A 26,480-nucleotide genomic window follows, 5' to 3' on the forward strand; every position below is an offset into this window, starting at 1 on the left:
CACTTTACCAGCGCTCTTTCGTTCTGTGAACCCCTCAAGCCAATAAATTTCATGGAAAACAGCTACTTATTTCCCGAATGGCAGCGCCGGTCAGGTTTTTCGGGCTTTTTCAACGATTGCCCCGAGAATCAGAGCGACCGATGAAGCCCGAAAGACGGGCGAACGGCACTGCAGCCGTCTCATCTCAATGAACCCGGCACTCCCGCCAGCAAACCGGTCAACGTTTTCATGATCGCCTGCTGCCGCGCCCGGTCGGTCAGGTGCCGGGCCTCGGCGGCGGCGACGTCGGCGTGGCAGTGCGGGCAAATCGATTCGTGCGGCTGAATGTATTGCAGGCAGTCGCGGCACAGGGCCAGTTGCGTCGGCAGGCGTCCTTCCTCGGGGGACGACTGGCCCTGATTGATCCAGGCCAGTTTGATCACTTGTCCGCTGTCGCTGACGCTGCTGACTTTTTCGCCGGTGTCGATGCGTTCAGTGATCAGGTCAAAACGTCCGACCGCAAACGAGCGCTGGGCGGCGTCTTCGACTTTGACGATGCGCTCGCGCAAACCCTGTTTCTGCAATTCCAGGGTCCGGTAGTGGCAGTAAGGATTGTTGCCGGGTTTGCCCAACAGCGAGTGCGACGTCCAGGTGCAGCCGCCCCGGCAGACGTCGTTGTAATAGCAGCTTCGGCAGTAGCCCCACAGGTCATCGACCGAGCGCAGGCGGCCGAAGTGCATGCCTTCGCTGTAATGCCAGATGTCGTGCAGGCTCATGTTGCGCACGTTGCCGCCGGAAAACCCGACGGTGGCCAGTGACGGGCAACCTTTCACCGTGCCGTCCGCTTCCAGCGCCAGTACGGTCTGGCCGGCCGCGCAGCCGCTCCAGTGCACGCGCTCGTCACCGAAGCCGCGCCACAGATGTTCGTAAGGGCCGTAATAACCGATGTTATTGCCGACGTTCATCAGCAATCCGCGATCCAGCCCTTCGCGGTACAACCGGGCCAGCAGCGGCATCACTTCCAGCAGCTTATACGGCTGGAGCAGCAGTTCCGGATGGTCGACGGCGTTGCCCATGGCCACCGTGATCTGGATCTGCCAATGGGTGGCGCCGAGCTCGATGATGGTGTCCATCAGCTCCGGCAGGTCCGGCAACGTGGCCGCGCCGATCTGGGTGTTGACGCTCACCGCCAGCCCCGACGCCTTGGCCCGGCACAGGGTGTCCACAGCCTTGTCGAACGAGCCGGGCACATTGCGCACCTTGTCGTGCAGCGGCGCGAGTCCGTCCAGGGAAATGCCGACCCCGTCGAGCCCGGCATCGACCGCTGCCTGCATCTTCGCCGGGGTCAGGTTGCGCCCGCCGGTCTGGATCGCGCAGTACATGCCGTGGTCGTGGATGGCGCGGATCAGTTGCGTCCAGTCCTTGCGCAGATAGGCTTCGCCGCCGATCAGGGTGATCTCGCGGGTGCCGAGGGCGGCGAGGGAATCGATTACCTCGAGGCATTCGCGGGTGTTGAGTTCATCGGGACGCCGATGCCCCGCGCGGGAGCCGCAATGCAGACACTTGAGGTCGCAGGCGAGGGTGATTTCCCAGACCACGTGCACCGGCACGTAGCGTTTGAGATCGGTGTCGCTGAGGTAGCGGGCAGGGCGGTTGTCTGTCATGGGAGATCCTTGCGCACGGGCCTGTGCGCGGCACGATTGGACTGACCTCGATGGGCTGGAAGACCGGGCGCGGTCATCCAGGACCGCGCCCGGGCCGTACGACTTAGCGTGCTTCCAGTCGCGCGATTTCCGCATTCAACTGCTCAAGGGCACTGCGCAAGGCGCCCTCGTGGGCCAGCTGTTGCTCGCCTTGCTGCACAGCGACTTTCAACTGCGCCAGATCACCGCTGGCCTGTGCCGTTTGCACGGCCACGGCATACAGCGGCTGGACGTGATGCTCGGGCGGCAGTGGCTCGACACTTGGTGCCTGATGCACGGCGACGTGCCGCACGTCCTGCCACTGGCCGCCTTCGTTGTAGCGGTAATCGACAAAGCCGCTGGTCCAGTCGCCCAGAATGCCTTTGAGGTGGAAGGTCTGGGCGATCTGACTCAGCGGACCGCTCGGGCTGCCGTCGAGGGTGAGAATGATGTAATTCTCGGCCGACGGCGTCAGCCTGGCCTCGGAATAATCGCCCCAGACCCGGGCATGGAAGTTGACCGGAGGCCAGGTGCTTTGAAACACGCTCGCGGTGCCGCTGACTTTTTTGCGGACAGTATCGACCACGATATCGAGGGTCAGAACCGGTGCGCCCAGCAGTGAATTGCTGGCGATGAGGCGGGTGTGAAAAAGTCCGATCGACATGATGCTGCTCCTTGTGAAAGTAGGGGTTCCAGTAGCCGATCAGCGACTTTGCGAGCGGCTGATTTCTGTCTTGGCGGCGTCCACCGCTATGCGTAATTGCGGCAATTGCTCCAGCTGCTGTCTGGCCTGTGCGGACAGGCTCTTCATTTGGGCCAGGTCACCGCTGGCGATAGCGCCCTGAATCGGCGCGGCATACAGCGGCAGGACCGGTTTGTGCGGCTCGATCACCGGGCCGGGATTGAACGGCTGAAGGACGTTCGAGGGCACCTCCAGCAGATGCGCCGGCACGTTGTTGATTTCGTGCCAGCGCTGGCCGTCGAAGTACTCATAGTTGGCCACGCCTTCGCGCCAGTCGGTGCCGACCACCAGGTGGATCTTGAAGTTGATGATCGAGTTGGAGCCGGGGCCGCCATGGTTGCCCTGGGCGGTGATCAGGATCTTGCTGACACCGGGCTTCATCACCGTCATGTAGGTGTATTCGCCCCAGACGTCCGAGTCGATGTCGAGCGGCGGATTGGTCGCCTGCGTCACGGCGGCGTTGCCGGTGACATGCTGCTGTGGCGTGGATACCAGCAGGTTCAGCGCAAGATTCTGCGCCCCCGGCTGGCCCGTACCGATCCGGTAGCTCACCGGGAACAAGCCGACATTTTGCTGAGTAGCTGACATGTTGATTGCCTCCATTGCAGTGTGGGAATCGGCCTTAAGGTTTTTCCAGTCGAGAAACTTCTTTGGCCAGGTTTTCGTACGCGGTTTGTAGCTCCTTCGCTTCCGGCTTCGTTGAATCGCGCTGCTTCAACAAAGTCTTCATCTGCTGCAGATCGCCGCCGGTGATCGCGCTCTGGATGGCGACGCCGTAGGGCGGGATGTTGTGGTTTGAACCGGTCATATCGAGGTCTTCCTCGTGGGTGTGTGCCGCTCGACCCCTTGCGCAGAAGGGGCGCCTTTCCTGACAGGCAGGCGAACGACATCCGCCAGAATCACCGGCAGCCGGGATTCTCGGTGACGTGACAGCCTGATCCGTCGGGATCTGATCAATCCGCAAATTCGGTTCGCGCAGGGGCGACGCCGCAGCGCCGGCTCACGCGCAAGCGTCGTCAGCCAAAACCGTCGGGTCTGGCCTCGGGCGTCAATGAAGGGGGTTGCCGGTGGGGCAAACGGGGGAATCTCGCCTGTACGTTGGTCATCTTTCTGTCCTTGATAGAAAGCAACGAAACACAGGGATAGGTCGTTCACTCTTCAAGAGTGCAATACCCGCGCAAGCACAAAAACCATCCCTGATTTTTTTCCAGTGCCGCTGATGGCGCTCGTCGAGCGACGTTTGCCAAGTGGCCAGCATTTCGCCAGCTACGCAACCCTAGACCCGTTTGTGCAGGGCTGCCAGAAAAAGCGCCGAACGGTCATTCTGGCCGTTGCGGTGTGCGCCACCGCAACGGCTATCACTTGGCATTGATCCAGTGTTCAGGCAAAGAAACCGAGCAACAGCGTCGCCAGAATCACCGTCGAGGCGCCGCCGATCCGGGTGGAAATCTGCGCGAAGGGCATCAGCGACATCCGGTTCGAGGCCGACAGGATCGCGACGTCGCCGGTGCCGCCCAGACCGCTGTGGCAGCAGGTCACAATGGCCGATTCAATGGGGAACATCTTCATCAGGTTGCCAATGAAAAAACCGGCGACGGTCATCGACACCACCACGCTGAGGCACACCAGCACATAGCCGATCGAAAACACCTTCACCACGCTGTCGAGCGGCACGTACAGCATGCCCAGGCCAATCATGACCGGCCAGATGAAGGCGGCGGACACCAGTTTGTAGAAAGACTGCGCACCTTTTTCCAGTTTCTCCGGCAACACGCGTACGTATTTGAACAGCACCGCCGCGAGAATCATCATCACCGGACCCGGAATCCCGACGACCTTTTCCAGCAGGCCACCGAGCACGAAGAACGTGCAGATCACCAGCACCCCGGCGCCCATGACCCGCAGGTCGATGCTGGAGCCGGTTTCTTCCTTGACCTTGAATTTGTCGTTCTCGGCCCGGGCCCGGATCAGTGCACCTTCACCATTGATTGCCGGGCGCTTCAGCGCCAGCCGTGCCAAGTAACCGGCGCAGATGATCGCTGCAATGTTGCCGACCACGGCCGCCGGGACCAGTTGCGCGACGTAGATGTCCGGCGTGCCGCCGAGGATCGCCGAATAGGCCAGGGACAACGGCAGGATGCCTTCGCCGATGCCGCCGCCGATGATCGGCACGATGATGAAAAAGAACGTGTGGTAGACGCTGTACCCGGCGAGCTTGCCGACGATCAGCCCGCTCGCGACGGCGGCCAGGGTGCCGGCCAGCAAGGGGATGAACATGCGGATCATGCCCTGGACCAGAATGAACCTGCTCATGCCCAGGATGCTGCCGACTACCAGGCTGGCGATCACGAAGTACAGGAAGTTGGCCTCCTTCATCAGCATTTTGGTCGCATCGATCGTCGGCGCGCCGAAGAAGCCGTAGAACACCAGCACCGACGGCAACATCAGGCACAGGATGGCGCCGCCACCGATTTCCCGCAGGATCGGCAGACGCGAGCCCATCTGGCCGAAGAACACGCCCATGGTCATGATCACGGCCAGTCCACCGATCATGTTCTTCGGCAGAAAGCCGAGGTGGGCCGACAGAAACACGATCACGGCGATGCCGAGGAAGATCGGCAGCGGAATCACGCCGATCTCATAGCTGCGCAGGCGCTGGATGAAGCCGCCGGCGCGCGGGCCGTCGACGTTCAGGGATTGCTCAAGGGAGTCGCTCATGACGCATGTCCTCATGTTTGTTTTTATCGAGGATTGACGGGAAACCACGGTGCACCGGGCTCGGGTGGTGAGGCGGTGATTCGATGGTATCCTTCGCAAAATGCGTGATAAACAGCGGAAGCATGCGGCCTATGAACACGAATCGTGACCAATTTCCCTTGCCCGAAGACCTCAAGGTGTTCCTCACCGTCATTCGCAAGAACAGCTTTGCCAGCGCCGCCGACGAGTTGGGCTTCTCACCGGCCTACGTCAGCAAACGCATCTCGGTGCTGGAAACCACGCTGGCCACCAAGCTGTTGCACCGCACCACCCGGCGCATTGCGCTGACCGACGATGGCGAGCGGGTGCGGATCTGGGCGGAGAAACTGCTGGGGGATTTCGATCAGTTCCTCGGCGAGATTTCCCAGGCCCGACACCAGCCGGCGGGGTCGCTGCACATTTGCAGCAGTTTCGGTTTCGGCCGCAATCATGTAGCGCCGGCGATCAGCCAGTTGTCCCGCGCGTGCCCGAAACTCGACATTCGGCTCGATGTGTTCGACCGGGTGGTCGATCTGGTGGGCGAGGGCTTCGACCTGGAGATCCTCGTCGGCGATGACCTGCCGGGCCAGCATCTGGCGCGCAAACTGGTGAGCAACCGGCGCGTGCTGTGCGCCACGCCGGAATACCTCGAACGCCGGGGCACGCCGCAATCTCTCGAAGACCTGAAAGACCACGATTGTCTGGTGCTCAAGGAGCGCAACAACGCGTTCGGCATCTGGACCCTGAGCAAGGACGGACAGGAAGAAACGGTGCGGGTGAATGGCCCGTTGTCCTCCAACAGCGGCGAGATCGTGCTGGAGTGGGCCTTGAGCGGCGCAGGGATTCTGTTGCGCTCGATGTGGGACGTCAAACCGATGCTCGAGCAGGGCAGGCTGGTGCAGGTGCTGGACGACTACACCCAGAGCGCCAACGTCTGGGCAGTCTATCCGACCCGGCTCAGCGAGTCGGCGAAATTGCGCGTATGCGTGGAGTTTCTGGAAGAATACTTCCGCGATTTGTCCTTGGAGTAAAAGCGGGCGGTTCAATGAACCGCCCGTTTTTTTTGCCATCAACCCAGCCAGGGATTGTCCGCCAGATGCCGTGCCTCAAAGGCGCGGATCTGCTCGGTGCGTTGCAGCGTGGTGCCGATGGCGTCCAGCCCCAGCAGCAGCGATTGCTTGCGCAACTGATCGATCTCGAATTCGATCAGCGTGCCGTCCGCCAACTCAATGGTTTGCTGCGCCAGATTCACGCTGATCCGCGCGGTCGCCGTAACGCTGATCGCCTCGGCTACACGCTTGAACTGCGCGTCGTCCAGCTGAATCGCCAACACACCATTGCGCTGGCAGTTGTCGTAAAAAATCCCGGCGAAGGTGGTGCCGATCAAGGCCCGGATTCCCACTTGCTTCAAGCCCCATACCGCGTGTTCGCGGCTGGAACCGCAACCGAAGTTGGGGCCGGTCACCAGAAACGTCGCGTCCTGCCAGGCCGGCTGGTTGAGCACGAATTCAGGGTTGGGTTCGCCGGAAGCGAGAAAGCGCAGATCGAAGAACAGCCCGCGATCCAGCCCCTGACGATCAATGCCCTTGAGAAACTGCTTGGGCATGATCACGTCGGTGTCGATGTTGGACGCGAGAAACGGTGCGGCGCTGCCGCTGACGGTGTCGAAAGGTTGCATGGTTCAAGCCTCCAGCGCGATGGTGCGCACGTCAGTCAAATGGCCGCTGATGGCGGCGGCGGCGACCATCGCCGGGCTCATCAGGTGGGTGCGCGCACCGGCGCCCTGACGGCCTTCGAAGTTGCGATTGGTGCTCGACGCACAGCGATCACCCGGCGCCAGCACGTCGTCGTTCATCGCCAGGCACATCGAGCAACCCGATTGCCGCCATTCGAATCCCGCGTCGAGAAAGATCTGCGCCAGGCCTTCGTCCTCGGCCTGATTGCGCACCAGCGTTGAGCCTGGAACGATCATCGCCCGCACGTGGGCCGCCACACGCTTGCCGCGCACCACGCGGGCGACATCACGCAAATCTTCGATCCGCGCATTGGTGCAGGAACCGATGAAGGCATGGCTGATTGTCACTTCGTTCAGCGGCATGCCGGGTGTCAGGCCCATGTAGTCCAGGGCGCGTTGCAGGCCCTGACGCAGGATCGGATCGGGCTGAGCGGCCGGGTCCGGCACGTGTCCTTTGATCGGCGCGGACTGATCGGGGCTGGTGCCCCAGGTCACCATCGGCTCCAGCCCGGCGACATCAAGGCTGACTTCGCGATCGAACACCGCACCCTCGTCGCTGTGCAGGGTTTTCCAGCGCTCGACAGCCTGTTCCCAGACCTTGCCCTTGGGCGCACGTGGCTTGTGTTGCAGGTAGGCGAACACCTTGTCGTCCGGCGCCATGAACGCACCCCGCGCGCCGGCCTCGACGGCCATGTTACAGATGGTCATGCGCGCCTCGACGCTGAGGGCGCTGATGGCCGGGCCGGTGAATTCGATGGCGTAACCGGTGGCGCCGGACGCGCCGATCTTTTCGATCAGCGCCATGATGATGTCCTTGGACGTGACGCCCTCGGCCAGTTCGCCGTTGACCGTTACCCGCAAGGTTTTCAGGCGTTTGTAGACCAGCGTCTGGGTCGGCAGCAGGTGCTCGATTTCCGAGGTGCCGATGCCGAAACCGAAGGCGCCCAATGCGCCGTAAGTGGTGGTGTGGCTGTCACCGGCCGCAACCACCATGCCGGGCAGAATGAAACCCTGTTCCGGCGCCACGACGTGTTCGATGCCCTGGCGCTTGTCCAGTACATCGAACAGCTCGATGCCGAAGTCGCGGCAGTTTTCTTCGAAGTACGACACCTGACGCGCGCCCCCGGCGTCAGGCATGGTTGCGATGCGTTTCGGTGCGGTGGGGTTCACATGATCGACCACCGCCAGCGTCGCCCCGGGCCGCCACACCGTGCGCCCGGCATCACGCAGGCCGCTGAAGGCTTGCGGGCTGGTGTATTCGTTGGCGACCTGGCGATCGATGTAAAGCAGCACGTGGCCCTGATCGTCGAGGGTGCAGACGGTGTGACTGTCGATGTGCTTCTGGTACAGCGTTCTCGGGCTGGGCATGGCTTGCGCTCTTTTCTGGCCGGGGCAAAAACAACATGACGCCAGCATATTGATCGCGGAAATGGCATCAAGAGCGCTTCAGTAAAGCCGTTAAACACGGATTGTGAGCAATTGCCGCAAGCCTACGCCCGTGTCTCCTCCGGCAACCTGGCAATCACCTTGATCTCGAACTGAAAGCCATACAGCCACGTCACGCCCACCGCCGTAATGGTCGGGTGCGGTGCCTCGCCCCAGAACTCGGGCACCACTTCCCAGATGGTTGCGAAGGTCGATTGCGGGTCGACCATGAACACCGTCACGTCCACCACGTCATCGAAGCTGCCGCCGGCCGCGCCGAGAATCGCATTGAGGTTGGTGAAGGCCAGTCGCACCTGTTGCTTGAGATCCGGTTCCGGCGAGCCGTCCTCGAGGCTGCCGACCTGGCCGGAGACGAACAGAAAACCGTTGGAACGGACCGCCGGGGAGTAGCGATTGCGCTCGTAAAGGGCATGGCGTCCAGGCGGGAAAACCACGTCGCGTTTTGGCAGGGCACGGGTCATAGGGTGTCTCCTTCAATGGGTTGAAAACCTGTGATGGAGAAACTCTAGGGACTTGCCTCGGCGCGATAAACGCGCAACCTTGGCGATCACTGTTTGTTAATACCAAACAATCGAGCCGCTATCAGAGGTGGGATATGGACCGTTTTGACGCGATGCAAGCCTTCGCCCGGGTGGTGGAGGCGGGCAGTTTCACCAAGGCTGCCGAAACCCTGCACATGAGCAAGACCACCGTGACCCAGCTGATTCAGCAACTGGAGGCGCGGCTGCGAGTGAAGTTGCTCAACCGGACCACGCGCAAGGTCAACGTCACGGCGGACGGTGCGGTGTATTACGAGCGGGTGATCAGGTTACTCGCGGACATGGACGACGCCGAAACCAGCCTTCCCGGCGCGGCGACCCAGCCGAAGGGGCGCTTGCGAGTCGACGTACCCAGCCCCTTGGCCAATCTGATTCTGGTGCCGGCACTGCCCGAGTTCTGTGCGCGATATCCGGAGATCCAGATCGACATGGGTGTCAGCGACCGGATCGTCGACATCATCGATGAAAACGTCGATTGCGTGATCCGCGGCGGGGAGCTGCGGGACCAGTCATTGATGGCCCGTCGGGTCGCCGATCTTGAGCTGGGTGTTTATGCCGCGCCGAGCTATCTGGCCCGGGCCGGCACCCCGACGCATCCCCTGGAACTGGAAGACAGCCATCACCGGGTGGTCGGTTTCCTCTGGGCGCGCACCGGCAGGCCGGTGCCTTACGCCTTGCGCAACGCAACCGAAAATCTGCTGATCAAGGGCCGGCATGTCCTGGCGGTCGATGACGGCAACGCCTATCTGGCGGCAGGCCTCGCCGGGCTCGGTGTGCTCTGGCTGCCGCGCTACATGTCGGCGGAGCATGAGGCCCGGGGTGAGTTGGTGGCGTTGTTCGAGGGCTGGGCGCTTGACCCGATGCCGCTGTACGTTGCGTACCCGCCGAACCGGCATATCAGCCAAAAGCTGCGGGTATTTATCGATTGGATCGTGGAATTGATGGCCAAGCGTGCCAATGGCGCGGAACTTGCTCGCGGCGCTCTCGGACTGTCAAAAAAATAGCGAATAACGGCAATCACAAAAGTCGACAGTCTGGATGCACCGCTATTCACCCCAGGAGCGTCACTCGCAATGAATATGTACATCGATATTGTCGGCGCGTGCAATTTGAGCTGCCCTTCGTGTCCGATGGGTAACTCGGAAAACGTTAACTTCAAGAAAGCCATGCAAGTTGACATGTTCAGGCAGATCGTCGAGAAGGCCCGAAACGAAGGGGTCGAGTCGATTTTTCTTTATAACTGGACCGAGCCGTTGATCCACCCGCGGATCGGCGAATTTGTCGAGATCATCAATGCCGCCGGTTTGCGCAGCGGCATCAGTTCCAACCTGAATCTGGCGAAAAACATGGAGACGGCGATGCTCGCCAATCCATGGTTCTTCCGTATCTCGCTGTCCGGGTTTTATCAGCAGACGTACGAACAGGGACACGTGGGCGGTGACATTGAGGTCGTGAAGGCCAACATGATCAAACTGCATGAGCTCAAGCAGCAACATGGCTTGAACACGCGGATCGAGGTCTATTACCACCGCTACCTGGACAACATGGAAGAAGAAGGGCTGATGCGCGAATTCAGCCAGCGTCTTGGCTTCGAGTTCTCGACTGGCTATTCAGTGATGATGCCGCTGGAGAAGACGCTGGCGCTGATCGAGCGCGCCCCGTCGGTGACCGACACTGATCGCGAGACCCTGCAGCGACTCGCGCTGCCGCCCTACGACGACCTGGTCAATCTGGTTCGCCAGTACCCTCAGCAGGCCTGCACGCTCAAGGATGACTGGCTGGTGCTCGACTGCAATGGCAACACCATCCTGTGTTGTTCGATTTTCAATCAGACCGAATATCAGGTGGGCAAATACCTGGATATGCCGCTGGCGCAACTGACCGAACGCAAGTCCACTCAGTCGAACTGCATCGACATGTGCAATCGCTGCGCGAACAACGGATTGCACATCTACTCGGCGCACTCCAACCGGGGACCGCTCGAAAGTCACGCCGTCAACCGGATCATCGACTTTCAGCGACGCACGATCATGGGGTTGCCAGTCGACAGCGACAGGCTTGGTCGCAATGGCGAAGTCAGTGCCGAGAACTTCGACGAAGCGCAATATCTGCATATGAATCAGGACGTCAGGAATGCGATTTCCACGGGTGCCTTCACCAGCGGTTATCAGCATTACGTACTGTTCGGTCGACTGGAAGGCCGGCTCGGCGCCGGTCATTTCACGGCGGTCTGAACCTGCGGGTCGGGTTCTGCCAGCTGAGTTGTCAGCCATTGACTGAAGCATCGCGCCATCGGGTCGTTCTCGCTGTCGCGATGCGTCAGCAGCGCCCAGTTCGGGCCGCGAATGGTTTGTTCCACCAGTGGCTGCAACAAACCGTTTTGTTGCGCCTGGCGGCTGAGCAACTGACTGACCAGTGCAATCCCCAGACCTGAACATGCCGCGTCCAGCAGCAGGCCCGGATCAGAGAAGTTCAAGCCCTGATCCTGCTGGCCGACATCGATCCCCGATTCCACCGCCCAATGGCTCCAGTCCATTTCCCGCTCGCCGTGATGGTCTGGGTCGCCATGTCCGGCACCTCATCGGTGCTGAAAATCCACAGATCCACATTCGGATGCTGACAGCGGAATTCCGCCAGACGCGGCAGCCAGTGCAGGGCAAACGCCGGCGTGGTGTTGAGCACCCGTTGATTGGGTTTCTGGTATTGCCCCAGCCGCCGGATGCCCACCGACAGTTGCTGCAGCATGGCCTGGCTGGTGCTGAGCAGAGCCGGCGTAAACCTGAGCCTCAGCGGAAACGTTGCGGCAGGGCCTCGGCAAAGGGATAGAAGTCGAACCACGGTTTGGCTTCTTCGATGACCCGACTGAACGACGGGCGCTGCACCAGCCGTTCGAAGTAGGCGCTCAGGCGCGGTTGCTCGGCGGCAAACGGCACCAGTGTGCTGGCGTAGAACAGGGCCGGTGCGGCGGAGCAATCGGCCAGGCTGAACTCTGCGCTGGCGATCCATTCGCGGTCGGCGAGTTGCTGTTCGAGCATGCCGTACGCCGTGGCCAGCAGCGCCCGCTGACTGCTCAGGTCGCCATTGGCGGACTGGATGCGGTCGGCGACGATCTGCTGCATCGGCGTCATCACGTAATGATCGAAGAACCGGTCCCACAGACGCACCTCAAGTGCGATCTCCCAGTCCTCGGGAACCAGTCGCTGCGACTGCCCAGGTTGATGGTCCAGGTACTCGATGATCACGCTCGATTCCGGCACTGTGCGCTGGCGCGCTTGATCGCGCAGTACCGGGAATTTGACCAGCGGCCACAACGCCTGAAGCTCGGCCCGTTCGGCTTCGCTGGACAGATCGATCAGGCGTTTTTCGAAGGCGACGCCGTGTTCGTAGAGGGCGATCAGCGCCTTATGGCAGTAGGACGACAACGGGTGGTAATAGAGGCTCAAGTCCATCGTTCAACACCTCGATGAGGGGGAATGGCGTTACTCAGGTATAGCGCGCCTGCGCACCGCCACGCATTTGATTTCCACCAGCAGCCCCGGATGGGCCAGTTCGCTGACACCGATGCAGGTCCAGGCGCAGAAGCCTTTGGGGAACACGCGGTTTTTCACTTCGCGAAACACCGGCATGTGCCGGCTCATCTCGACGTGATAAGTGGTCATCTCCACCACATCATTGAACGTGCAGCCACCGGCCTGTAGCACCTCCTCGAGGTTTTCCCAGGCGCGGATGAATTGCTGCTCGGGGTCTTCGATGACTTGCAGATCAGCGGTGCGGCCCACCTGGCCGGCGCAATAAAGTGTGTCGCCGACCAGAACCGCCGGGGCGTAGCCGGCGCGTTCGACGATGATTTTCATGGAGTCGGGGATGATGATTTTGCGATCGGGCATCGTGTTTTCCTTCAATCACGGATTTCAGCGACCGTGCGCGGCCGCCGCCAACTGCTCGGTATCCACCCTGACGAACACCGAATCACCCACCGCCGTCAGCACATCCCCGGCGTAGACCTCGCAGATCACCCGGGTCTTGCGTCCGACTTCTCCTTCGACTTTGGCCTTCAACGTCAGCGGTACGCCCATCGGCGTTGGCTTGATGAACTTGATGCCGAGGTGGCCGGTGACGCAGTTGATGCGTGGCTGGCTTTCGGGTTCGCGTTGCTCGTCGCGGTAGTGATAAGCCATCGCCGTCCAGTTGGAATGGCAGTCCACCAGCATCGCGATCAGGCCGCCGTAGACCAGCTCCGGCCAGCCGCAGTATTTGGCTTCGGGCACGTGCTCGGCCATGACGTGCACACCGTCTTCGTGCCAGAAACTCTTGATGTGCAAACCGTGCGGGTTGCTGCTGCCGCAGCCGAAACAAACGCCCTCGGGGGCGGCGGTGTCTTGCAGGGAGGTGTCGGGGGTGGCCATGCCGGAGTCATCCTTAAACTGTTAGCTGAACCGCGCGGATTCTAACCCCGAACCAGGACAATGCGTTGCCGAGGATGAGTGGTGATGCCGTTTGCGTCGGCCGGCGCGATGCTAGCCCCGCTGCGTCAAGTTGCGTTGAAACTCTTCAAAACTGCACGGCAGGCTGGTGGCTTTGCGTTTTTTCGATTTGTCGTGCTCGTCGGGCAATTGATCGCTCAATTCCCAGACCTCAAGCATCTTCGCGTATTCGAAGGCGTGGCGCGGGCTGCTCTGAATCCATTGCTGAAACGCCTGACGCTCGTCAGGCGTGCAGGTTTCATCTTGCAGACGCAGGCACCAGTGCGCCGCTTGATTGAGGATTTCATCATCGGCGTCTTGAGGGTTTTGGAGGTTCATTGACTGCTTCCAGGTTGGCCGGTGAGGGCACTTTACCCTGACTCTTGCAAAAAAAACGTCAAATGTCGGCGGGGATTTAGCCCGTTTGACGGACAGAACGCGCAGCCGAAGGACAGATCGCGCCGGGATTGGCTGTCTTCGACGTTTTGTCATATTCAGTCACATTACCTTGCAGATAGTGGGCAGCCCAACCGGTTTTCAATGAGGCTGCATCGTGTTTCCACGTTTTCTGTGTTCGCTGTCCGTGTTGAGTCTGTCCATCGCCGCCCACGCGGCAGACCTTGCTACCCCGCGCCTGCAGGGCATCGACAACTTCCGCGATATCGCCGGTATTACCACGGCTTACTCCACGACCCATGACGGCACGATGCGCGCCGGGGTGTTCTACCGCTCCAATGCGCTGACGCCGACGGCGTCGGATCTGGCGACCCTCAACGGTCTGGGCATCAAGGCCTTTTACGACTTGCGCACCCCAAGCGAAATTGCGGCCACGCCGGACACAATGATCAGCGGGGCGACCTACCAGAACATCGACATCATCGGCGCCACCACCTCGGGCGCGAACATCACCACGGTCTCGTTCAAAAGTGCCGCCGATGCGATTGCGATGATGCAGGAAACCAACCGCGCATTTGTCAGCGACGCCGGCATGCGCGGGCAGCTGGGCGTGCTGTTCAACGAACTGGCCGGTGTCGACGGCGCCGCGTTGTTCCATTGCACCGCCGGCAAGGACCGCACCGGCTGGACCGCCGCCGTGCTGCAAAGCATCGCCGGGGTCGACAACGCCACGATCATGAGCAATTACCTGGCGACCAACGACTACACCTCTGCACGGGTGGCCAAGACCCTGGCGATGATGCCGCCGAGCATGGCCGCGGTTTACGCGCCGCTGCTGGGTGTGGAGGCCAGTTACCTGCAAGCCGGTCTGGATCAGGTGACCGCGCAATACGGCAGCATGGACAACTACCTCAAGCAGGGGCTGGGTCTGTCCCAGGAAACGATCTATGTGCTGCGCGGCAAAATGGTCGAGTACAACAGCCTGCCCGGTCAGGCCGGCATGCTCGGCAACGCTGCCGCCGGTGCGCAGCTGTTGCAGGAATTGCAGAACAGCAAGCTGTCGGGCACTTACAGCGCCTACAACTACTACCTGCAATCGGCCATCGACGCCGGCACCCTTGGCGGCGTTGAATCCACCGTGGGCGGTCAGGTCCATGCGGATGCCGCCAGTTACTTGCTGCTTCAGAACGCAATGATCGAACAGGCCGCCGCGCCATTCGCCAGCGGCACTGACCTCAAGGTCGGTCAATACCGCTTGTGGAGCACCGCGCTCGCCGGTTACCTGGGCACCGACGGCTCGGCCCATGCGCAAAGCAGCAACGAACACAGTCAGGGCCTGATGGTCGGCGTCACCCAGCGCTTCTCCGAACAACTCAGCGCTCGCGGCGGGATCGGTTACAGCAAAGGCACTGTCGGCGGGGCGGGCGGCGAGGCCGATACGGATTTCACCTTCCTCAATCTGGGTGCCCGTTATGGCTTCACCAGCCTGGAACGTGGCCTGTTTGCCGATGCCAATATCAGCGCCGGTTACGTCGACTACGACAGCAAGCGCGACCTCGGCGGTGGCCTCGGCTCGGCGAAGGGTGACACTCATGGCAATCTCAGCGGCGCCACCCTGGCTCTGGGGTATCGCTTGCCGTTGAGCACTGTGATTCTGGAGCCGAGCCTGGGCGTGCGGGTCAGCCGCCTGGACCTGTCGGGCTTCCAGGAGAAGGGCAGCGAACTGGCCCTCGACGTTGACGACATCCAGCAAACCCGCCGCAGCGCCGTGGCCAATCTCGACGTCTGGTTCGCCCCGATGCCCATGGGCGCGTGGCAACTGGTGCCGGGCGTGCGGGTCGGTTACGAGCGTGTGCTGGGCGATCATCAGGTCGACAGCGAAGGCCATCTGCTGGGGCTGGATATCGAACAACGCGCGGCGTTCGACAACCGCGATCAGTTCAGTGGTGGCGTCAACCTGATGGCCAGCCTTGGCGCCCTGAGCCTGCGTGCTGAAGTCGGTGCCAGCGGCGGCGGTGATAGCCACGGCTTCAACGGCGGGCTCAAGGCCAGTTACCAGTTCTGACCAATCTGAAGATGAAGAAAAAGGACTGCCTCAGCGCAGTCCTTTTCGCATTTCTGCGGGGCTCACGCCGTAGGCGTCCTGAAAGTATTGGCAGAACCGGCCGACGTTGCTGAATCCGTACTGCAGAGCCACATCGGTCACCGATGACGACTCACCTCGTTTCAGCGCATCGCAAGCACGCTCCAGTCGCACCTGCCGCTGGTACGCGACAATCGAGGTGCCGATGAACCGCCGGAAGCCTTCTTGCAAGGCCCGCAGACTGACATTCACCAGCCCCGCCAGATCCGTCCCGCTGACCAGTTGCTCGGGATGCGCCTGAATGTATTCGATGGCCTGTTTCACATGTCGAGGTGCAATCGATGCTTCGGGGCGGCGCAACGCTTCGCTGAAATTGTGCGGCCAGGCTTCCAGCACTGCGTCCACCAACATCTCCCTCAGGCGTGACGGCATCAGCGAACCGGCGTTCAACAACAGGTCGAACTCGGTGCCGGTGGCCAGATCGATCAATGCGCGAATACCCTGAAACGCCGGGCTGTTGAGGTCCACCCTCGGCTCGAAATGCAGCTTGTGCACGATCGGTCGGCCCAGCAGTGACGACAGTCTTTCGGTGAGTGCTGCGCGGCTGATCGACATGCCGTGTTGGGCATGATTGTCGACGAAGCGCATCGAATGCAGATCCGCCTTGTCGATGGCCAGCCCGATATGCGGCAGACCCAGCGACTCGGTCGAATCGTTGAAGATGATCCTGCCGGCGGTGGGAATGACAAAGGTGATTTCGTCGTAGGGCTCGGGGAACGCCACGGTGAAGTCGCCCCGGTAATGCATGCGCCGGAAACTGACCCCGTCGTGCCGGCCGTAGACGCCGCCAATGATGATGTCCTTGGGCGGCGGCGGTGTATCGCCATAACGATTGCCGAACATGCGAGAGAACAAAGCACCGAAGTCGTCGCAGGACATGTCGGCGGATCTGAGAATGATGGTCTGGCGCGTCGGGCTTGAGTACACCGGGAGGGTCACCTTGGCAGTCGGGGCGAAGAGGCGCGACGACGTTAGCAGCCCCGAATGACAGCGACATGACACAAACGGATTACGCCTTGCCGCACCGCTGCCGGGGCGCTGGCAAACGCCCTGGCATCGGTACTTGGGATCAGGCCGAAAGGTGTTCGTAGAGAATCGTCGCGCCGACGATCATCAGCACCACGCCACCGACGATTTCCGCACGCTTGCCGACCACGGAGCCCAGCACCCGACCGAGCATCACGCCAATGGTAACCATGGTCATGGTCGCCAGGCCAATGGCAGCCGCGGCCACCCAGATATTCACATCGACGAACGCCAGGCCGACACCGACGGCCAGCGCATCGATGCTGGTGGCCACGGCAGTGACGGCGAGAATGAAGAACGAGTGCTGACCGGGTTTTTCTTCTTCCGCTTCCTCATGCTTGAGGCCGTTGTAGATCATGTGCAGGCCCAGCGCGACCAGCAGGGTGAAGGCGATCCAGTGGTCCCACTGCGCCACCCAGCGAGTGGCGGCCTGGCCGATCAGCCAGCCGATGATCGGGGTGATCGCTTCGATGACACCAAAAATCAGGCCGGTGCGCAGGGCTTCGGTGAGGCGGGGTTTGTGCAGGCTTGAGCCCTTGCCGATGGCGGCCGCGAAGGCATCCGTGGACATGGCGAGTGCGAGGAAGATCAGGGAAACAGGATTCACGGGCAATACTTCCAGTCGGGCTATGAGTCAACGACACAACCACACGCCCGACTTGCGGCATGGATGTGTCGTCGGTCTCACCAACCAGAAGGTGTTCGCACCACGGCATGTTGCCGAATATGTTGATACGAACGCTTCCGAGGGGCTCGGAAGCAGGTTACTCCCCAACGAGGCCCGGGATCATAGGGAGGCAAACATGAAAATTTCGTTAAATGCCCGGCGCAGGTTCTGTTGATCCCGGAGGAATTCGCAGCTCGGCGCACAGCCCGCCCTGAGGTCGGTTGTACAGCTGCAAGGTGCTGCCGATCTTGCTCACGATCATCTGCACGATGGCTAGCCCGAGACCTGCGCCATTGGCGTGGCCCTCACTGTAGAAACGTTCGAACAACCGCGCATATTGCTGCTCATCGATGCCGGGGCCGGCATCTTCGACGCTGATCGACACCGCACCGCAGGCCTGTGGTTGCACCTGAATCCGCACCTCGCTGCCGGGCGGGGCGAAATTCAGCGCATTGGTTACCAGATTTTGCAGAGCGATCGCCAACGCCACCGGATCGGTGTCGACCGGGCAGTGATGATCGCTGTCGAGGATCAGTTCGACGTCTTTTTCCAGGGCCAGCGGCGTCAGTTCGGCCAGTTCCTCGCGCACCAGCGCGGTCAGTTCTACGCGGGAGTTTTGCGGGGACGCCAGACGCGGTTCGATACGCGCCATGGTCAGCAATTGGCTGGCAATGCGCGTGGCGCGGTCTACGGCGCTGACCAGAAACTCCAGTGCTTCTTCGCGTTGTTGCGGGGTGTTGGCCCATTGCGCGTTTTGCGCATGAATCCGCAGGATCGCCAGCGGCGTGCGCAGCTCATGGGCGGCATCGGCGATAAAGCGTCGCTCCCGCGCGAGCAGGCTGTCGATCTGTTGCAGCAAGCGATTGAGCGCGGTCTGCATGGGTTCCAGATCTTGGGGCAGGGGGCTCAGGTGCAGCGGTTTCAGGGTCTCGGTGTCGCGGCCGCGAATCGACCGGGCCATGGCCCGCAACGGCTGCAAACCCCAGCCGATGGTCAGCCAGATCAGGGTGGCCAGCAGCGGTACGCCGATCAGGCTCGGCCATAGGGTATGGCCGACGATACGGGTGATCAGGTCCTGGCGAATGTCGTCGCGTTCGCCGACCCAGATCAGCAAGTCCTGTCGCGGGTCCTTGAGCAGGAAGGCGCACCAGTCGCGCCCGTTTTCCATCAAGTCATGGGCGCCGAGGGTAGCGGGCGGCGCATCAAGTATCGGGGCTTCGGCCGAGCGCATCAGCAACTGGCCGTCGTTGCGCCAGACCTGAAAGGTCAACCGCGTCTCGTAAGGATGCGCCGCCTCACCATCGCCGACTCGGCTCATCGCTTCGTCGAAGGCCTGATGCAGTCGCTCCCAATCATTGTCGCCGGGTGCACGCTGGGCCAGCACGCCTTGCAGCAGGCGGGCACTCTGCGCCAGTTGGGCGTCGTAGATTTCTTCGATTTCGTGGTGGCTGTAGCGCAGCACTGCCCAACTGATCAGCACATCGCCGAGCAGCACGATCATCAGCACTGGAAGCAGAATCCGCGCGCGGATCGAGTTCATGGCTTGAGCTCCAAGACGTAACCCACGCCGCGCACGGTGCGGATCAATTCGGCGGACAGTTTCTTGCGCAGATTGTGGATCAGCACTTCCAGCGTGTTGCTTTCGACCCGTTCCTGCCAGCCGTACAAGGTGCGCGACAGGCGCTCGCGGGTGACGACCTTGCCGGGGCGGGCCATCAGTTGATGCAGCAATTGATATTCCATCGGCGTGACCACTATGTTGTTGCCCTGCCAGATGACCTGTTGGCTGATCGGGTCGAGACAGACGCCGGCGTGCTCCAGCACCGGTTGCGCACGGCCCTGACTGCGTCGCAACAGAGCGCGGATGCGCGCCTTGAGTTCATCGACATCGAACGGTTTGACCAGATAATCGTCAGCCCCGGCGTCCAGCCCGGCGATGCGTTCGGCGGTGCCGTCGCGGGCGGTAAGGATCAGCACCGGCAAATCGTGTTGCGTGGCCCGCAATTGTTGCAGCAGCGTCAGCCCGTCGAGCCTTGGCAGGCCGAGGTCGAGCAGCAACAGATCGAAGCTTTCGCTGCGCAACGCGTGCAGCGCACTGACGCCATCCTGCAGCCAGTCGAGGGTGTAGCCCTCGTTGCTCAGGGCGACGCGGATGCCCTGGCCGAGGGCGTGGTCATCTTCGACCAGAAGTAGGCGCATGGCATGTTCTCTGTGGGAAATCGGGCGCGTGATCGGCGGCATCATGCCGCTCGCTTTGCTGCCGTGGCAGCCCTTGTGGCGGCGAAGATGTAACGACTCGTTGCCAACTAAGCTTTCATTAAGCTTGGTTTTGCACAGTGAGGCCTTTCCCATCCAGCGAGAGTGCTTCCATGCGCAAACTTGTGCTGTTGTCCCTGATTGTCGCCAGCCCCCTGGCCGTCGCCGGCCCGCAATGCACCACGGCCGAACGTTCGCAGTGGCAGGACCAGAAGGCGTTTCAGGAACAACTGAAATCCCAGGGCTATGAAATCAGCAAGTTCAAGGTCACCGATGGCAACTGCTACGAGATCTACGGCTTCGACAAGGACAAGCGCAAGGTCGAGATCTACCACGATCCGGTCAGCGGCAAAGCGGTGAAAACCGAGATCAAGGGCTGATGCCACGCGAGTCCCTGCGCCTCTGGGATCCGCTGGTGCGGGTGTTTCACCTGTCCATCGCCGGGGTCTTTGCCGCCAACTACTTCTTCAATGAAGCCGGTGACGACTGGCATGTCTGGCTCGGTTATTACGCCATGGGCTGGCTGCTGGTGCGTCTGGTGTGGGGATTCGTCGGGCCGCGCAGTGCGCGCTGGTCGGACTTCTGGCCGACGCCGTCACGGCTGGCAGCCCATGCCCGGTCGCTGATCGCCGGGCGGCCCGAGCATCGTCTCGGGCATTCACCGATCGGCGCACTGGTGATGATCGCGATGCTGCTGGCGATGCTGACCGTCGGCCTCAGCGGCTGGGCCATGGAAGAAATCGATGCCCTCTGGGGTGCCGACTGGCCGCTGCAAGTCCACGAAACCGCCGCTGACGCCTTGCTGGCGCTGGTCATCGTGCACATCGCGGCGGCGCTGTTTGAGAGTTTTCAAGTGCGCGACAACCTGCCGTTGTCGATGCTCACCGGGCGCCGGCGTCGCTTGCCGGACGACACGGGCCAGTGACAGGGATGTTCTTTCGATGGTTTGCCATCTCGTAACTGCCATGAGCTGCCTATGCGTGCCTTGTCCTTTCGCTTGAGATTCGTTGTCGCCGCGCTCGCCGTGAGCCTGATTTTTATCGCGGCGTGGCGCAGTCACCCGGAACATGTGCTGGCGCCGTTTGCGGTGGAAGCGCCTGCCAATAAGGCCTCGGCGAACGCTGCCGAGCCGTTGTACAGCAGCCGTTTTGTCTCCTCGGAACTCGATGATTTCGTGCATTCGTCGTCGGTCACCGCGTTGCCCGGCGGCGACCTGATGGCGGTGTGGTTTGCCGGCTCCCGCGAAGGCGCCGCCGACGTGCAGATCCGCACTGCGCGTTTCAACGCCAAAACCGCGGAGTGGGGCGCCGAACAGGTGCTGGCCACCCGCGAATCGACCGTCGCCGGCACCCAGCGCTACATCCGTAAACTCGGTAATCCGGTGATCGCCCTCGCGCCGGATCAGCGCTTGTGGATGTTCTACGTGTCGGTGTCCGTCGGCGGCTGGGCCACCAGTGCGATCAACGTGATGGTCTCCGATGACCTGGGGCGCAACTGGACGGCGCCGCGACAGCTGATCACCTCGCCGTTCTTCAACATCAGCACACTGGTGCGCGCCGCGCCGGTGTTCCATGCCGACGGCTCCATCGGGCTGCCGGTGTACCACGAATTCATGGGCAAATTCGCCGAGTACCTGTACCTGAGTGCGGACGGCGCCGTGATCGACAAATTCCGCATCAGCCGAGGCAAGCATTCGCTGCAACCGACCATCGTGCCGCAGGACGAACGCCGCGCCGTGGCGATGCTGCGTTATGCCGGTGAAACCCATCACAAGGTACTGGCCAGCCGCACCGAGGACGCCGGGCAGACCTGGAGCGAGCCGTATCCGCTGGAACCGGCCAACCCCAACTCTTCGCTGGCGGCGGTGGGCACGGCTGATGACGGTTTGCTGGTGGCACTCAATGACCTGCGCGACGGCCGTTTCAAGCTCAGCCTGTACGGCACCGATGCCGACCTCAACCATTGGCGCAACGTGATCGAACTCGACCAGTCCCCCGATCCCCTCGGCCAACCATTTTCGCCCGAGGCCTACAAAGCAATCATCGGTGAAGGCTTTCGCGCCTCAAGTGGCGCGCAGCGTCTGCCGCTGGAGCAACGTTTCCTGAGTAACCTCGACTACCGCGTGTGCAAGCCCGAAGGCTGTGAATTCGAGTACGAATACCCTTACTTCAGTCGTGGCAGCGATGGCCTCTATCACCTGGTTTATTCCTGGAACAACACCTTCATCAAACATGTCAGCTTCAACGATGCCTGGCTGGCGGAGCGCCTGTGATGCTGTTTCTCTGGCAAGCCCATTTGAGTTTCATCCTGCTCGGTTTTGTTCTGCTGGGTTCCTTTCAATTCACCCAACGCTGGCGCCCGTGGCTGTTGCCGGCGCTGGCGCTGGTCAGCTTCATTCCGCTGGGCGGCCTGCCACTGGCGGCGTATGTGCGCAGTTTTACCGATGATCTGGCGATCACCACGCTGGTGTTTCTTGGCTGGGCCGCGTTGTTGCGCCTCGGTGTGGTTCCTCAACTGAAACCGCTGACACGGGTGCAGATTCTGGGACTGTTCGTGGTGCTGGCGGCGCTGTTGTACCCGGCGACGATGGGCCTGACGTATGTCGATCCTTATCGTTGGGGCTTCAATCCCCGACCGATGATCGTGGTTGTCGGGCTGGCGACACTGGTGCTGTTGTGGCTGCGTAATGCGCTGGGCGTGGCGATGCTGGCCCTGGCCACGTTGGCATTCGCACTGCGCCTCAAACCTTCGGAAAACTATTGGGATTACCTGATCGATCCGCTGCTGGCGGGTTATTGCCTGATCGCCGGATTCGGACTTTGCATTAAGGCTGCGTGGCAGTTCCTGCCATCTCAACGAACAACACAGAGGTAAACGATGGGGTGGTTGCAATCGCGCCGCCTGCGCTATGGCGTGGGCGCGACAGGTTTGGCGTTTCTGCTGTTTGCCCTGCTGCGGCTGGTGTTCCTGATCGGGTTTTCCGGGGTGGATGTCGCGCAGTTCTTTGCCGACCCGCAATGGCTGCAAACCCTGGGCATTGGCTTTCGTTTCGACCTGAGGCTGGCGCTGTTGCTGGTGCTGCCATTGGCGGTGCTGGCGTGGCTGCCGCGCTGGAATCTGACCACGGTGCCATTACTGCGCAGCATGGCCCGGGTTTATCTGTTGCTGGCGTTGGGACTGATCGGTCTGGTGTACATCATCGACTTCGGCCATTACGCCTACCTCGGCGTGCGGATCAACGCCACGGTGCTGCGTTATCTGGACGATGCGCAGATCTCGCAGCAAATGGTCTGGGAAACCTATCCGGTGCTATGGATTGCGTTGGGTTGGCTCGCGGTTCTGGCGCTGTGGTTCTACGGGTTTGTGCGGCTGGAACGGCTGACGTTGACCCGTGAACCTCAAGTGATTCGTCGCAGGTCAGTCGCCGTGGGCGCGGGGCTCGGGTTGGTGGCCGTCCTACTGGCGTTGTTGGGCCGGGTCGACAAGCTGAATCTGGAAAACCCGGTGCCGCTGCGCTGGAGCGATGCGTTCTTTTCCGGCAATGGACAGATTGCTGCCGTGGGCCTGAATCCGGTGCTGTTCCTCTACGACACACTCAAGGCCGGGCAGGCGCAGTTCGACGAGGCGCAGGTGCGGGCGCATTACCCGGTGATCTCCAGGTATCTGGGGGTGGATCGGCCGGATATGCAAAGCCTTGCGTTCGAACGCCGGCAATCCGTGCAGCCATATAGTGTTCCGGCGGGTCGCGCGCCGAACGTGATGTTCGTCATGCTCGAATCTCTCGGCACCAGTGCGGTGGGCGCATACGGAAATCCGTTAAATCCGACGCCCAATCTGGATCGGCTGGCGAACGAGAGTTGGTTCTTCAAACACTTCTACGTCCCGGTCACCGGCACCGCGAAAACCGTGTGGGCGAGCATCACCGGCGTCCCCGACGTGACCCGGCAGGAGACCGCCACCCGCCACCCGCTGATCACCAACCAGCGCACGCTGATCAATGCCTTCACCGACTACCAGAAGCTCTACATGATTGGCGGCAACGCCGGTTGGGCCAACATCAATGCGCTGATCCAGCAAAGCATTGATGGAGTGCGCTTGTACGAAGAGCGCGACTGGCGTTCGCCACGCGTCGATGTGTGGGGGATTTCCGATCTGGACCTGTTCAAGGAAGGCGATGAGATTCTGCGCGCACTGCCCAAGGACAAACCGTTCTTCGCCTATGTGCAAACCTCGGGCAATCACCGGCCGTTTACCATCCCGAAAGACAACGACGGTTTCGAAGTCAGCAATCTATCGCTGGAGCAGGTGCAAGGCGCCGGCTCACGCAGCGTCGAGCAATACAACGCAGTGCGCCTGCTGGACTTCAACATCGGTCGCCTGATGGAGCTGGCCAAGGCCGGCGGCTACTACGACAACACGATTTTCGTGTTCTTCGGCGACCACAACACCCGCATCAGCCGCATCCCGCACATGCCGCCGGCGTTCGAACAACTGGGGCTGGAAAGCAACCATGTGCCTATGCTGATTCATGCGCCGGGGCTGCTGAAACCCAAGGTGATCGAAGAGGCTGTGGGGCTTGCCGACTTGTTGCCGACGGTGGCGGGCATGGCTGGCGTGGCCTTCGAGAACCGCGCCATGGGCCGCGACCTGCAGCAGCCGGCGCCCGAAGGCGAGCGGGTGGTGCCGCTGGTGTTGCGCGAGGGGACGTTCCCGCTGATCGGCGGGGTGACCAAGGATCACTTGCTGCAAATGCAACACGACGGCAGCGCGCCGACGTTGCATGACCTGAAGTCGGCGAAACCGCTGGAAAACGTCGCCGATGCGCATCCTGAGGAATTTCAACGATTGGTCGAGCTGACCCGGGGACTGCACGAAAGCGCACGGTTGATGCTGTATCGCAACGTGCGTTGACGGCCCTCTTTCGATGAAAGAGGGCCGCCACGGTTTCAGGTGTGGTTGATGTCGCGATCCTTGGTCTCCGGCATGAAGAAGATCCCCAGAATCGCCGTCATCACCGCAATCACGATCGGGTACCACAAGCCGTAGTAGATATCCCCGGTGGCCGCGACCATCGCAAACGCCACCGTCGGCAGGAACCCGCCGAACCAGCCGTTGCCGATGTGATACGGCAGCGACATCGAGGTGTAGCGGATGCGCGCCGGGAACAGCTCGACCAGCCACGCGGCAATCGGACCGTAGACCATGGTCACGTAGATCACCAGAACGGTCAGCAGGAGCAGCACCATCGGGTAATTGGTCTTGGCCGGGTCGGCTTTTTCCGGATAACCGGCTTCTTTCAGTGCAGTGCCCAGGCTAGCGGTGAAGGCGTCGTTACGGGTCTTGAAGTCAGCGGCCGGCAGGGTCGTGCCTTCGAAGCTTTCGATGACTTTGTCGCCGATACGCACCTGGGCCACGGTGCCCGGTTCCGCCACCACGTTTTCGTACGGGATCGCCCGTTTGGCCAGGATGGTTTTTGCAAGATCGCAGGAACTGGTGAATTTGGCCTTGCCCACCGGATCGAACTGGAACGAGCACTGGTCGGGGTTGGCGATCACTTTGACCGGATTCTTCTCCTGGGCGACGAACACGTCGGGGTTACCGTACTGAGTCAGCGCGTGGAAGATCGGGAAGTAGGTCACCGCCGCCAGAATGCACCCGGCCATAATGATGCCCTTGCGCCCGATGCGGTCGGACAGACTGCCGAAAATCACGAAGAACGGCGTGCCGATCAGCAGCGAACCGGCGATCAAAAGATTGGCGGTCTGCGGGTCGATCTTCAGGGTTTGCAGCAGGAAAAACAGCGCGTAGAACTGCCCGGTGTACCAGACCACTGCTTGGCCTGCGGTGCCGCCGAGCAGGGCCATGATCACGATTTTCAGGTTGTCCCAACGGGCGAACGACTCGGTCAGCGGGGCTTTCGACGACTTGCCTTCTTCCTTCATTTTCTTGAACACCGGCGACTCGTTCAACTGCAACCGGATGTACACCGAAACCGCCAGCAGCAGGATCGACAGCAGGAACGGAATCCGCCAGCCCCAGGCCTCGAACGCTTCGGTACCGAGCGCGGTACGGCAGGCGAGGATCACCAGCAACGACATAAACAGGCCCAGGGTCGCGGTGGTCTGAATCCAGGAAGTGAAATAGCCGCGCTTGCCCTTGGGTGCATGCTCGGCCACATACGTTGCCGCGCCGCCGTACTCGCCGCCCAGCGCCAGGCCTTGCAGCAGGCGCAGGGTAATCAGAATGATCGGCGCCGCCACGCCGATGGTCGCGTAACCCGGCAGGAACCCGACAATCGCCGTCGACACACCCATGATCACGATCGTGATCAGAAACGTGTGCTTGCGCCCGATCATGTCACCCAGTCGCCCAAACACAATCGCCCCGAACGGCCGCACCGCAAAACCGGCGGCAAAGGCGAGCAGGGCGAAGATGAACGCCGTGGTCTCATTCACCCCGGCAAAGAAATGCTTGGCGATGATCGCCGCCAGGGAGCCGTAGAGATAAAAGTCGTACCACTCGAACACCGTGCCGAGGGACGACGCAAAGATGACCTTGCGTTCCTCTCGGCTGACGCTGTGGTGCGGGGCACTGCCGGTGGACATGCTGTCGAGTACGGCCATGGGTGTTCTCCGTCGAGCTTGTTGTTATAGGCCGGAGCACTTCATCA

General features: G+C 61.5%; 26 protein-coding genes, 1 pseudogene and 1 riboswitch. Of the genes and pseudogenes, 9 read left to right on the forward strand and 18 right to left on the reverse strand.

Annotation, left to right across the window (positions count from 1 at the left end; all coding sequences use genetic code 11):
- Positions 1-179 precede the first annotated feature (179 nt).
- The 5 genes from QLG12_RS02680 to QLG12_RS02700 form a co-directional block, all read right to left on the reverse strand.
- Positions 180-1,643 carry a GDL motif peptide-associated radical SAM/SPASM maturase gene (locus tag QLG12_RS02680; protein ID WP_282473837.1) on the reverse strand — a complete coding sequence of 488 codons (1,464 nt, stop codon included), beginning with the start codon at positions 1,641-1,643 and terminating at the stop codon, positions 180-182.
- A 103-nt stretch (positions 1,644-1,746) separates the two neighbouring features.
- Entirely contained in the window at positions 1,747-2,325 is a 579-nt protein-coding gene (locus QLG12_RS02685; protein ID WP_064381944.1) for a DUF1842 domain-containing protein, read from the reverse strand.
- Positions 2,326-2,364: 39 nt separating this feature from the next.
- Entirely contained in the window at positions 2,365-2,991 is a 627-nt protein-coding gene (locus tag QLG12_RS02690) for a DUF1842 domain-containing protein (protein ID WP_197871586.1), read from the reverse strand.
- A 34-nt stretch (positions 2,992-3,025) separates the two neighbouring features.
- Positions 3,026-3,211 (reverse strand): DUF1843 domain-containing protein, encoded by a 186-nt coding sequence (locus QLG12_RS02695; RefSeq protein WP_085688342.1) that lies wholly within the window; start codon positions 3,209-3,211, stop codon positions 3,026-3,028.
- 572 nt (positions 3,212-3,783) lie between these two features.
- Entirely contained in the window at positions 3,784-5,121 is a 1,338-nt protein-coding gene (locus QLG12_RS02700) for a 2-hydroxycarboxylate transporter family protein (RefSeq protein ID WP_282473838.1), read from the reverse strand.
- A gap of 131 nt (positions 5,122-5,252) precedes the next feature.
- On the opposite strand from QLG12_RS02700, the gene QLG12_RS02705 reads away from it, so the two are divergent.
- Complete coding sequence (locus QLG12_RS02705) at positions 5,253-6,170, forward strand: LysR substrate-binding domain-containing protein (protein ID WP_197871590.1); 918 nt, start codon at positions 5,253-5,255, stop codon at positions 6,168-6,170.
- 38 nt (positions 6,171-6,208) lie between these two features.
- On the opposite strand, the gene leuD is transcribed toward QLG12_RS02705, so the two are convergent.
- The 3 genes from leuD to QLG12_RS02720 form a co-directional block, all read right to left on the reverse strand.
- On the reverse strand, positions 6,209-6,817 hold the full coding sequence (gene leuD, locus QLG12_RS02710; RefSeq protein WP_236194704.1) for a 3-isopropylmalate dehydratase small subunit: 609 nt from the start codon (positions 6,815-6,817) through the stop codon (positions 6,209-6,211).
- Positions 6,818-6,820: 3 nt separating this feature from the next.
- On the reverse strand, positions 6,821-8,242 hold the full coding sequence (gene leuC, locus QLG12_RS02715) for a 3-isopropylmalate dehydratase large subunit (protein WP_282473839.1): 1,422 nt from the start codon (positions 8,240-8,242) through the stop codon (positions 6,821-6,823).
- A 122-nt stretch (positions 8,243-8,364) separates the two neighbouring features.
- Positions 8,365-8,769 carry a RidA family protein gene (locus tag QLG12_RS02720; protein WP_236194797.1) on the reverse strand — a complete coding sequence of 135 codons (405 nt, stop codon included), beginning with the start codon at positions 8,767-8,769 and terminating at the stop codon, positions 8,365-8,367.
- 146 nt (positions 8,770-8,915) lie between these two features.
- On the opposite strand from QLG12_RS02720, the gene QLG12_RS02725 reads away from it, so the two are divergent.
- Positions 8,916-9,863 carry a LysR family transcriptional regulator gene (locus tag QLG12_RS02725; protein ID WP_197871596.1) on the forward strand — a complete coding sequence of 316 codons (948 nt, stop codon included), beginning with the start codon at positions 8,916-8,918 and terminating at the stop codon, positions 9,861-9,863.
- A 69-nt stretch (positions 9,864-9,932) separates the two neighbouring features.
- Entirely contained in the window at positions 9,933-11,093 is a 1,161-nt protein-coding gene (locus QLG12_RS02730) for a radical SAM protein (RefSeq protein WP_282473840.1), read from the forward strand.
- On the opposite strand, the pseudogene QLG12_RS02735 reads toward QLG12_RS02730, so the two are convergent.
- From QLG12_RS02735 to QLG12_RS02755, 5 genes and pseudogenes are all read right to left on the reverse strand, one after another.
- Positions 11,075-11,625 (reverse strand): annotated as a pseudogene (locus QLG12_RS02735) (LysR substrate-binding domain-containing protein); the annotation flags it as partial. The gene QLG12_RS02730 and the pseudogene QLG12_RS02735 sit on opposite strands and share 19 nt — an antisense overlap.
- A 20-nt stretch (positions 11,626-11,645) precedes the next feature.
- Positions 11,646-12,308, reverse strand: a complete 663-nt coding sequence (locus QLG12_RS02740; protein ID WP_282473841.1) for a glutathione S-transferase family protein — start codon at positions 12,306-12,308, stop codon at positions 11,646-11,648.
- Between the two features lie 30 nt (positions 12,309-12,338).
- Positions 12,339-12,746 (reverse strand): RidA family protein, encoded by a 408-nt coding sequence (locus QLG12_RS02745; RefSeq protein WP_282473842.1) that lies wholly within the window; start codon positions 12,744-12,746, stop codon positions 12,339-12,341.
- A gap of 24 nt (positions 12,747-12,770) precedes the next feature.
- Positions 12,771-13,265 (reverse strand): PaaI family thioesterase, encoded by a 495-nt coding sequence (locus QLG12_RS02750; protein ID WP_282473843.1) that lies wholly within the window; start codon positions 13,263-13,265, stop codon positions 12,771-12,773.
- A gap of 111 nt (positions 13,266-13,376) precedes the next feature.
- On the reverse strand, positions 13,377-13,661 hold the full coding sequence (locus tag QLG12_RS02755) for a DUF4880 domain-containing protein (RefSeq protein ID WP_064381929.1): 285 nt from the start codon (positions 13,659-13,661) through the stop codon (positions 13,377-13,379).
- A gap of 214 nt (positions 13,662-13,875) precedes the next feature.
- On the opposite strand from QLG12_RS02755, the gene QLG12_RS02760 reads away from it, so the two are divergent.
- Complete coding sequence (locus QLG12_RS02760) at positions 13,876-15,783, forward strand: tyrosine-protein phosphatase (RefSeq protein ID WP_282473844.1); 1,908 nt, start codon at positions 13,876-13,878, stop codon at positions 15,781-15,783.
- Between the two features lie 30 nt (positions 15,784-15,813).
- Here QLG12_RS02760 and QLG12_RS02765 read toward each other — a convergent pair whose 3' ends face one another.
- The 4 genes from QLG12_RS02765 to QLG12_RS02780 form a co-directional block, all read right to left on the reverse strand.
- Positions 15,814-16,788, reverse strand: a complete 975-nt coding sequence (locus QLG12_RS02765) for an AraC family transcriptional regulator (protein ID WP_236194699.1) — start codon at positions 16,786-16,788, stop codon at positions 15,814-15,816.
- 142 nt (positions 16,789-16,930) lie between these two features.
- Positions 16,931-17,494 (reverse strand): manganese efflux pump MntP, encoded by a 564-nt coding sequence (mntP, locus tag QLG12_RS02770; RefSeq protein WP_197871610.1) that lies wholly within the window; start codon positions 17,492-17,494, stop codon positions 16,931-16,933.
- Between the two features lie 8 nt (positions 17,495-17,502).
- Positions 17,503-17,672, reverse strand: a riboswitch (yybP-ykoY riboswitch).
- 30 nt (positions 17,673-17,702) lie between these two features.
- Complete coding sequence (locus tag QLG12_RS02775) at positions 17,703-19,094, reverse strand: ATP-binding protein (RefSeq protein WP_197871612.1); 1,392 nt, start codon at positions 19,092-19,094, stop codon at positions 17,703-17,705.
- Positions 19,091-19,753: a response regulator gene (locus tag QLG12_RS02780; RefSeq protein ID WP_197871614.1), complete on the reverse strand. Its 663-nt coding sequence runs from the start codon at positions 19,751-19,753 to the stop codon at positions 19,091-19,093. Before QLG12_RS02780 ends, QLG12_RS02775 begins: the two co-directional genes overlap by 4 nt.
- A 170-nt stretch (positions 19,754-19,923) precedes the next feature.
- On the opposite strand from QLG12_RS02780, the gene QLG12_RS02785 reads away from it, so the two are divergent.
- From QLG12_RS02785 to QLG12_RS02805, 5 genes are read left to right on the forward strand one after another with little or no spacing between them, the layout of a single operon-like run.
- Positions 19,924-20,190, forward strand: a complete 267-nt coding sequence (locus tag QLG12_RS02785; RefSeq protein WP_114882494.1) for a PepSY domain-containing protein — start codon at positions 19,924-19,926, stop codon at positions 20,188-20,190.
- On the forward strand, positions 20,190-20,735 hold the full coding sequence (locus tag QLG12_RS02790) for a cytochrome b/b6 domain-containing protein (protein WP_282473845.1): 546 nt from the start codon (positions 20,190-20,192) through the stop codon (positions 20,733-20,735). The genes QLG12_RS02785 and QLG12_RS02790 overlap by 1 nt, the downstream gene beginning before the upstream one ends.
- A 51-nt stretch (positions 20,736-20,786) precedes the next feature.
- Positions 20,787-22,082 (forward strand): sialidase family protein, encoded by a 1,296-nt coding sequence (locus QLG12_RS02795; RefSeq protein ID WP_197871618.1) that lies wholly within the window; start codon positions 20,787-20,789, stop codon positions 22,080-22,082.
- Positions 22,082-22,684 carry a hypothetical protein gene (locus QLG12_RS02800; RefSeq protein ID WP_197871619.1) on the forward strand — a complete coding sequence of 201 codons (603 nt, stop codon included), beginning with the start codon at positions 22,082-22,084 and terminating at the stop codon, positions 22,682-22,684. The genes QLG12_RS02795 and QLG12_RS02800 overlap by 1 nt, the downstream gene beginning before the upstream one ends.
- A 3-nt stretch (positions 22,685-22,687) precedes the next feature.
- Positions 22,688-24,721, forward strand: a complete 2,034-nt coding sequence (locus QLG12_RS02805; RefSeq protein ID WP_282473846.1) for an LTA synthase family protein — start codon at positions 22,688-22,690, stop codon at positions 24,719-24,721.
- A gap of 35 nt (positions 24,722-24,756) precedes the next feature.
- On the opposite strand, the gene QLG12_RS02810 is transcribed toward QLG12_RS02805, so the two are convergent.
- Positions 24,757-26,433 carry an MFS transporter gene (locus QLG12_RS02810; RefSeq protein ID WP_282473847.1) on the reverse strand — a complete coding sequence of 559 codons (1,677 nt, stop codon included), beginning with the start codon at positions 26,431-26,433 and terminating at the stop codon, positions 24,757-24,759.
- Positions 26,434-26,480: the final 47 nt, after the last annotated feature.

Source organism: Pseudomonas sp. V88_4 (assembly GCF_029967985.1).
In the GTDB taxonomy this organism is placed as follows: Bacteria; Pseudomonadota; Gammaproteobacteria; order Pseudomonadales; family Pseudomonadaceae; genus Aquipseudomonas; species Aquipseudomonas glycinae.

Coding starts and splice junctions, on each gene's coding strand:
- QLG12_RS02805 (WP_282473846.1), top strand. CDS start 22,688: ATGGGGTGGTTGCAATCGCGCCGCCTGCGCTATGGCGTGGGCGCGACA.
- QLG12_RS02750 (WP_282473843.1), bottom strand. CDS start 13,265: ATGGCCACCCCCGACACCTCCCTGCAAGACACCGCCGCCCCCGAGGGC.
- QLG12_RS02730 (WP_282473840.1), top strand. CDS start 9,933: ATGAATATGTACATCGATATTGTCGGCGCGTGCAATTTGAGCTGCCCT.
- QLG12_RS02780 (WP_197871614.1), bottom strand. CDS start 19,753: ATGCGCCTACTTCTGGTCGAAGATGACCACGCCCTCGGCCAGGGCATC.
- QLG12_RS02810 (WP_282473847.1), bottom strand. CDS start 26,433: ATGGCCGTACTCGACAGCATGTCCACCGGCAGTGCCCCGCACCACAGC.
- QLG12_RS02785 (WP_114882494.1), top strand. CDS start 19,924: ATGCGCAAACTTGTGCTGTTGTCCCTGATTGTCGCCAGCCCCCTGGCC.
- QLG12_RS02705 (WP_197871590.1), top strand. CDS start 5,253: ATGAACACGAATCGTGACCAATTTCCCTTGCCCGAAGACCTCAAGGTG.
- QLG12_RS02755 (WP_064381929.1), bottom strand. CDS start 13,661: ATGAACCTCCAAAACCCTCAAGACGCCGATGATGAAATCCTCAATCAA.
- leuC (WP_282473839.1), bottom strand. CDS start 8,242: ATGCCCAGCCCGAGAACGCTGTACCAGAAGCACATCGACAGTCACACC.
- QLG12_RS02690 (WP_197871586.1), bottom strand. CDS start 2,991: ATGTCAGCTACTCAGCAAAATGTCGGCTTGTTCCCGGTGAGCTACCGG.
- QLG12_RS02700 (WP_282473838.1), bottom strand. CDS start 5,121: ATGAGCGACTCCCTTGAGCAATCCCTGAACGTCGACGGCCCGCGCGCC.
- QLG12_RS02725 (WP_197871596.1), top strand. CDS start 8,916: ATGGACCGTTTTGACGCGATGCAAGCCTTCGCCCGGGTGGTGGAGGCG.
- QLG12_RS02800 (WP_197871619.1), top strand. CDS start 22,082: ATGCTGTTTCTCTGGCAAGCCCATTTGAGTTTCATCCTGCTCGGTTTT.
- QLG12_RS02790 (WP_282473845.1), top strand. CDS start 20,190: ATGCCACGCGAGTCCCTGCGCCTCTGGGATCCGCTGGTGCGGGTGTTT.
- QLG12_RS02745 (WP_282473842.1), bottom strand. CDS start 12,746: ATGCCCGATCGCAAAATCATCATCCCCGACTCCATGAAAATCATCGTC.
- leuD (WP_236194704.1), bottom strand. CDS start 6,817: ATGCAACCTTTCGACACCGTCAGCGGCAGCGCCGCACCGTTTCTCGCG.
- QLG12_RS02680 (WP_282473837.1), bottom strand. CDS start 1,643: ATGACAGACAACCGCCCTGCCCGCTACCTCAGCGACACCGATCTCAAA.
- QLG12_RS02795 (WP_197871618.1), top strand. CDS start 20,787: ATGCGTGCCTTGTCCTTTCGCTTGAGATTCGTTGTCGCCGCGCTCGCC.
- QLG12_RS02685 (WP_064381944.1), bottom strand. CDS start 2,325: ATGTCGATCGGACTTTTTCACACCCGCCTCATCGCCAGCAATTCACTG.
- QLG12_RS02775 (WP_197871612.1), bottom strand. CDS start 19,094: ATGAACTCGATCCGCGCGCGGATTCTGCTTCCAGTGCTGATGATCGTG.
- QLG12_RS02740 (WP_282473841.1), bottom strand. CDS start 12,308: ATGGACTTGAGCCTCTATTACCACCCGTTGTCGTCCTACTGCCATAAG.
- QLG12_RS02695 (WP_085688342.1), bottom strand. CDS start 3,211: ATGACCGGTTCAAACCACAACATCCCGCCCTACGGCGTCGCCATCCAG.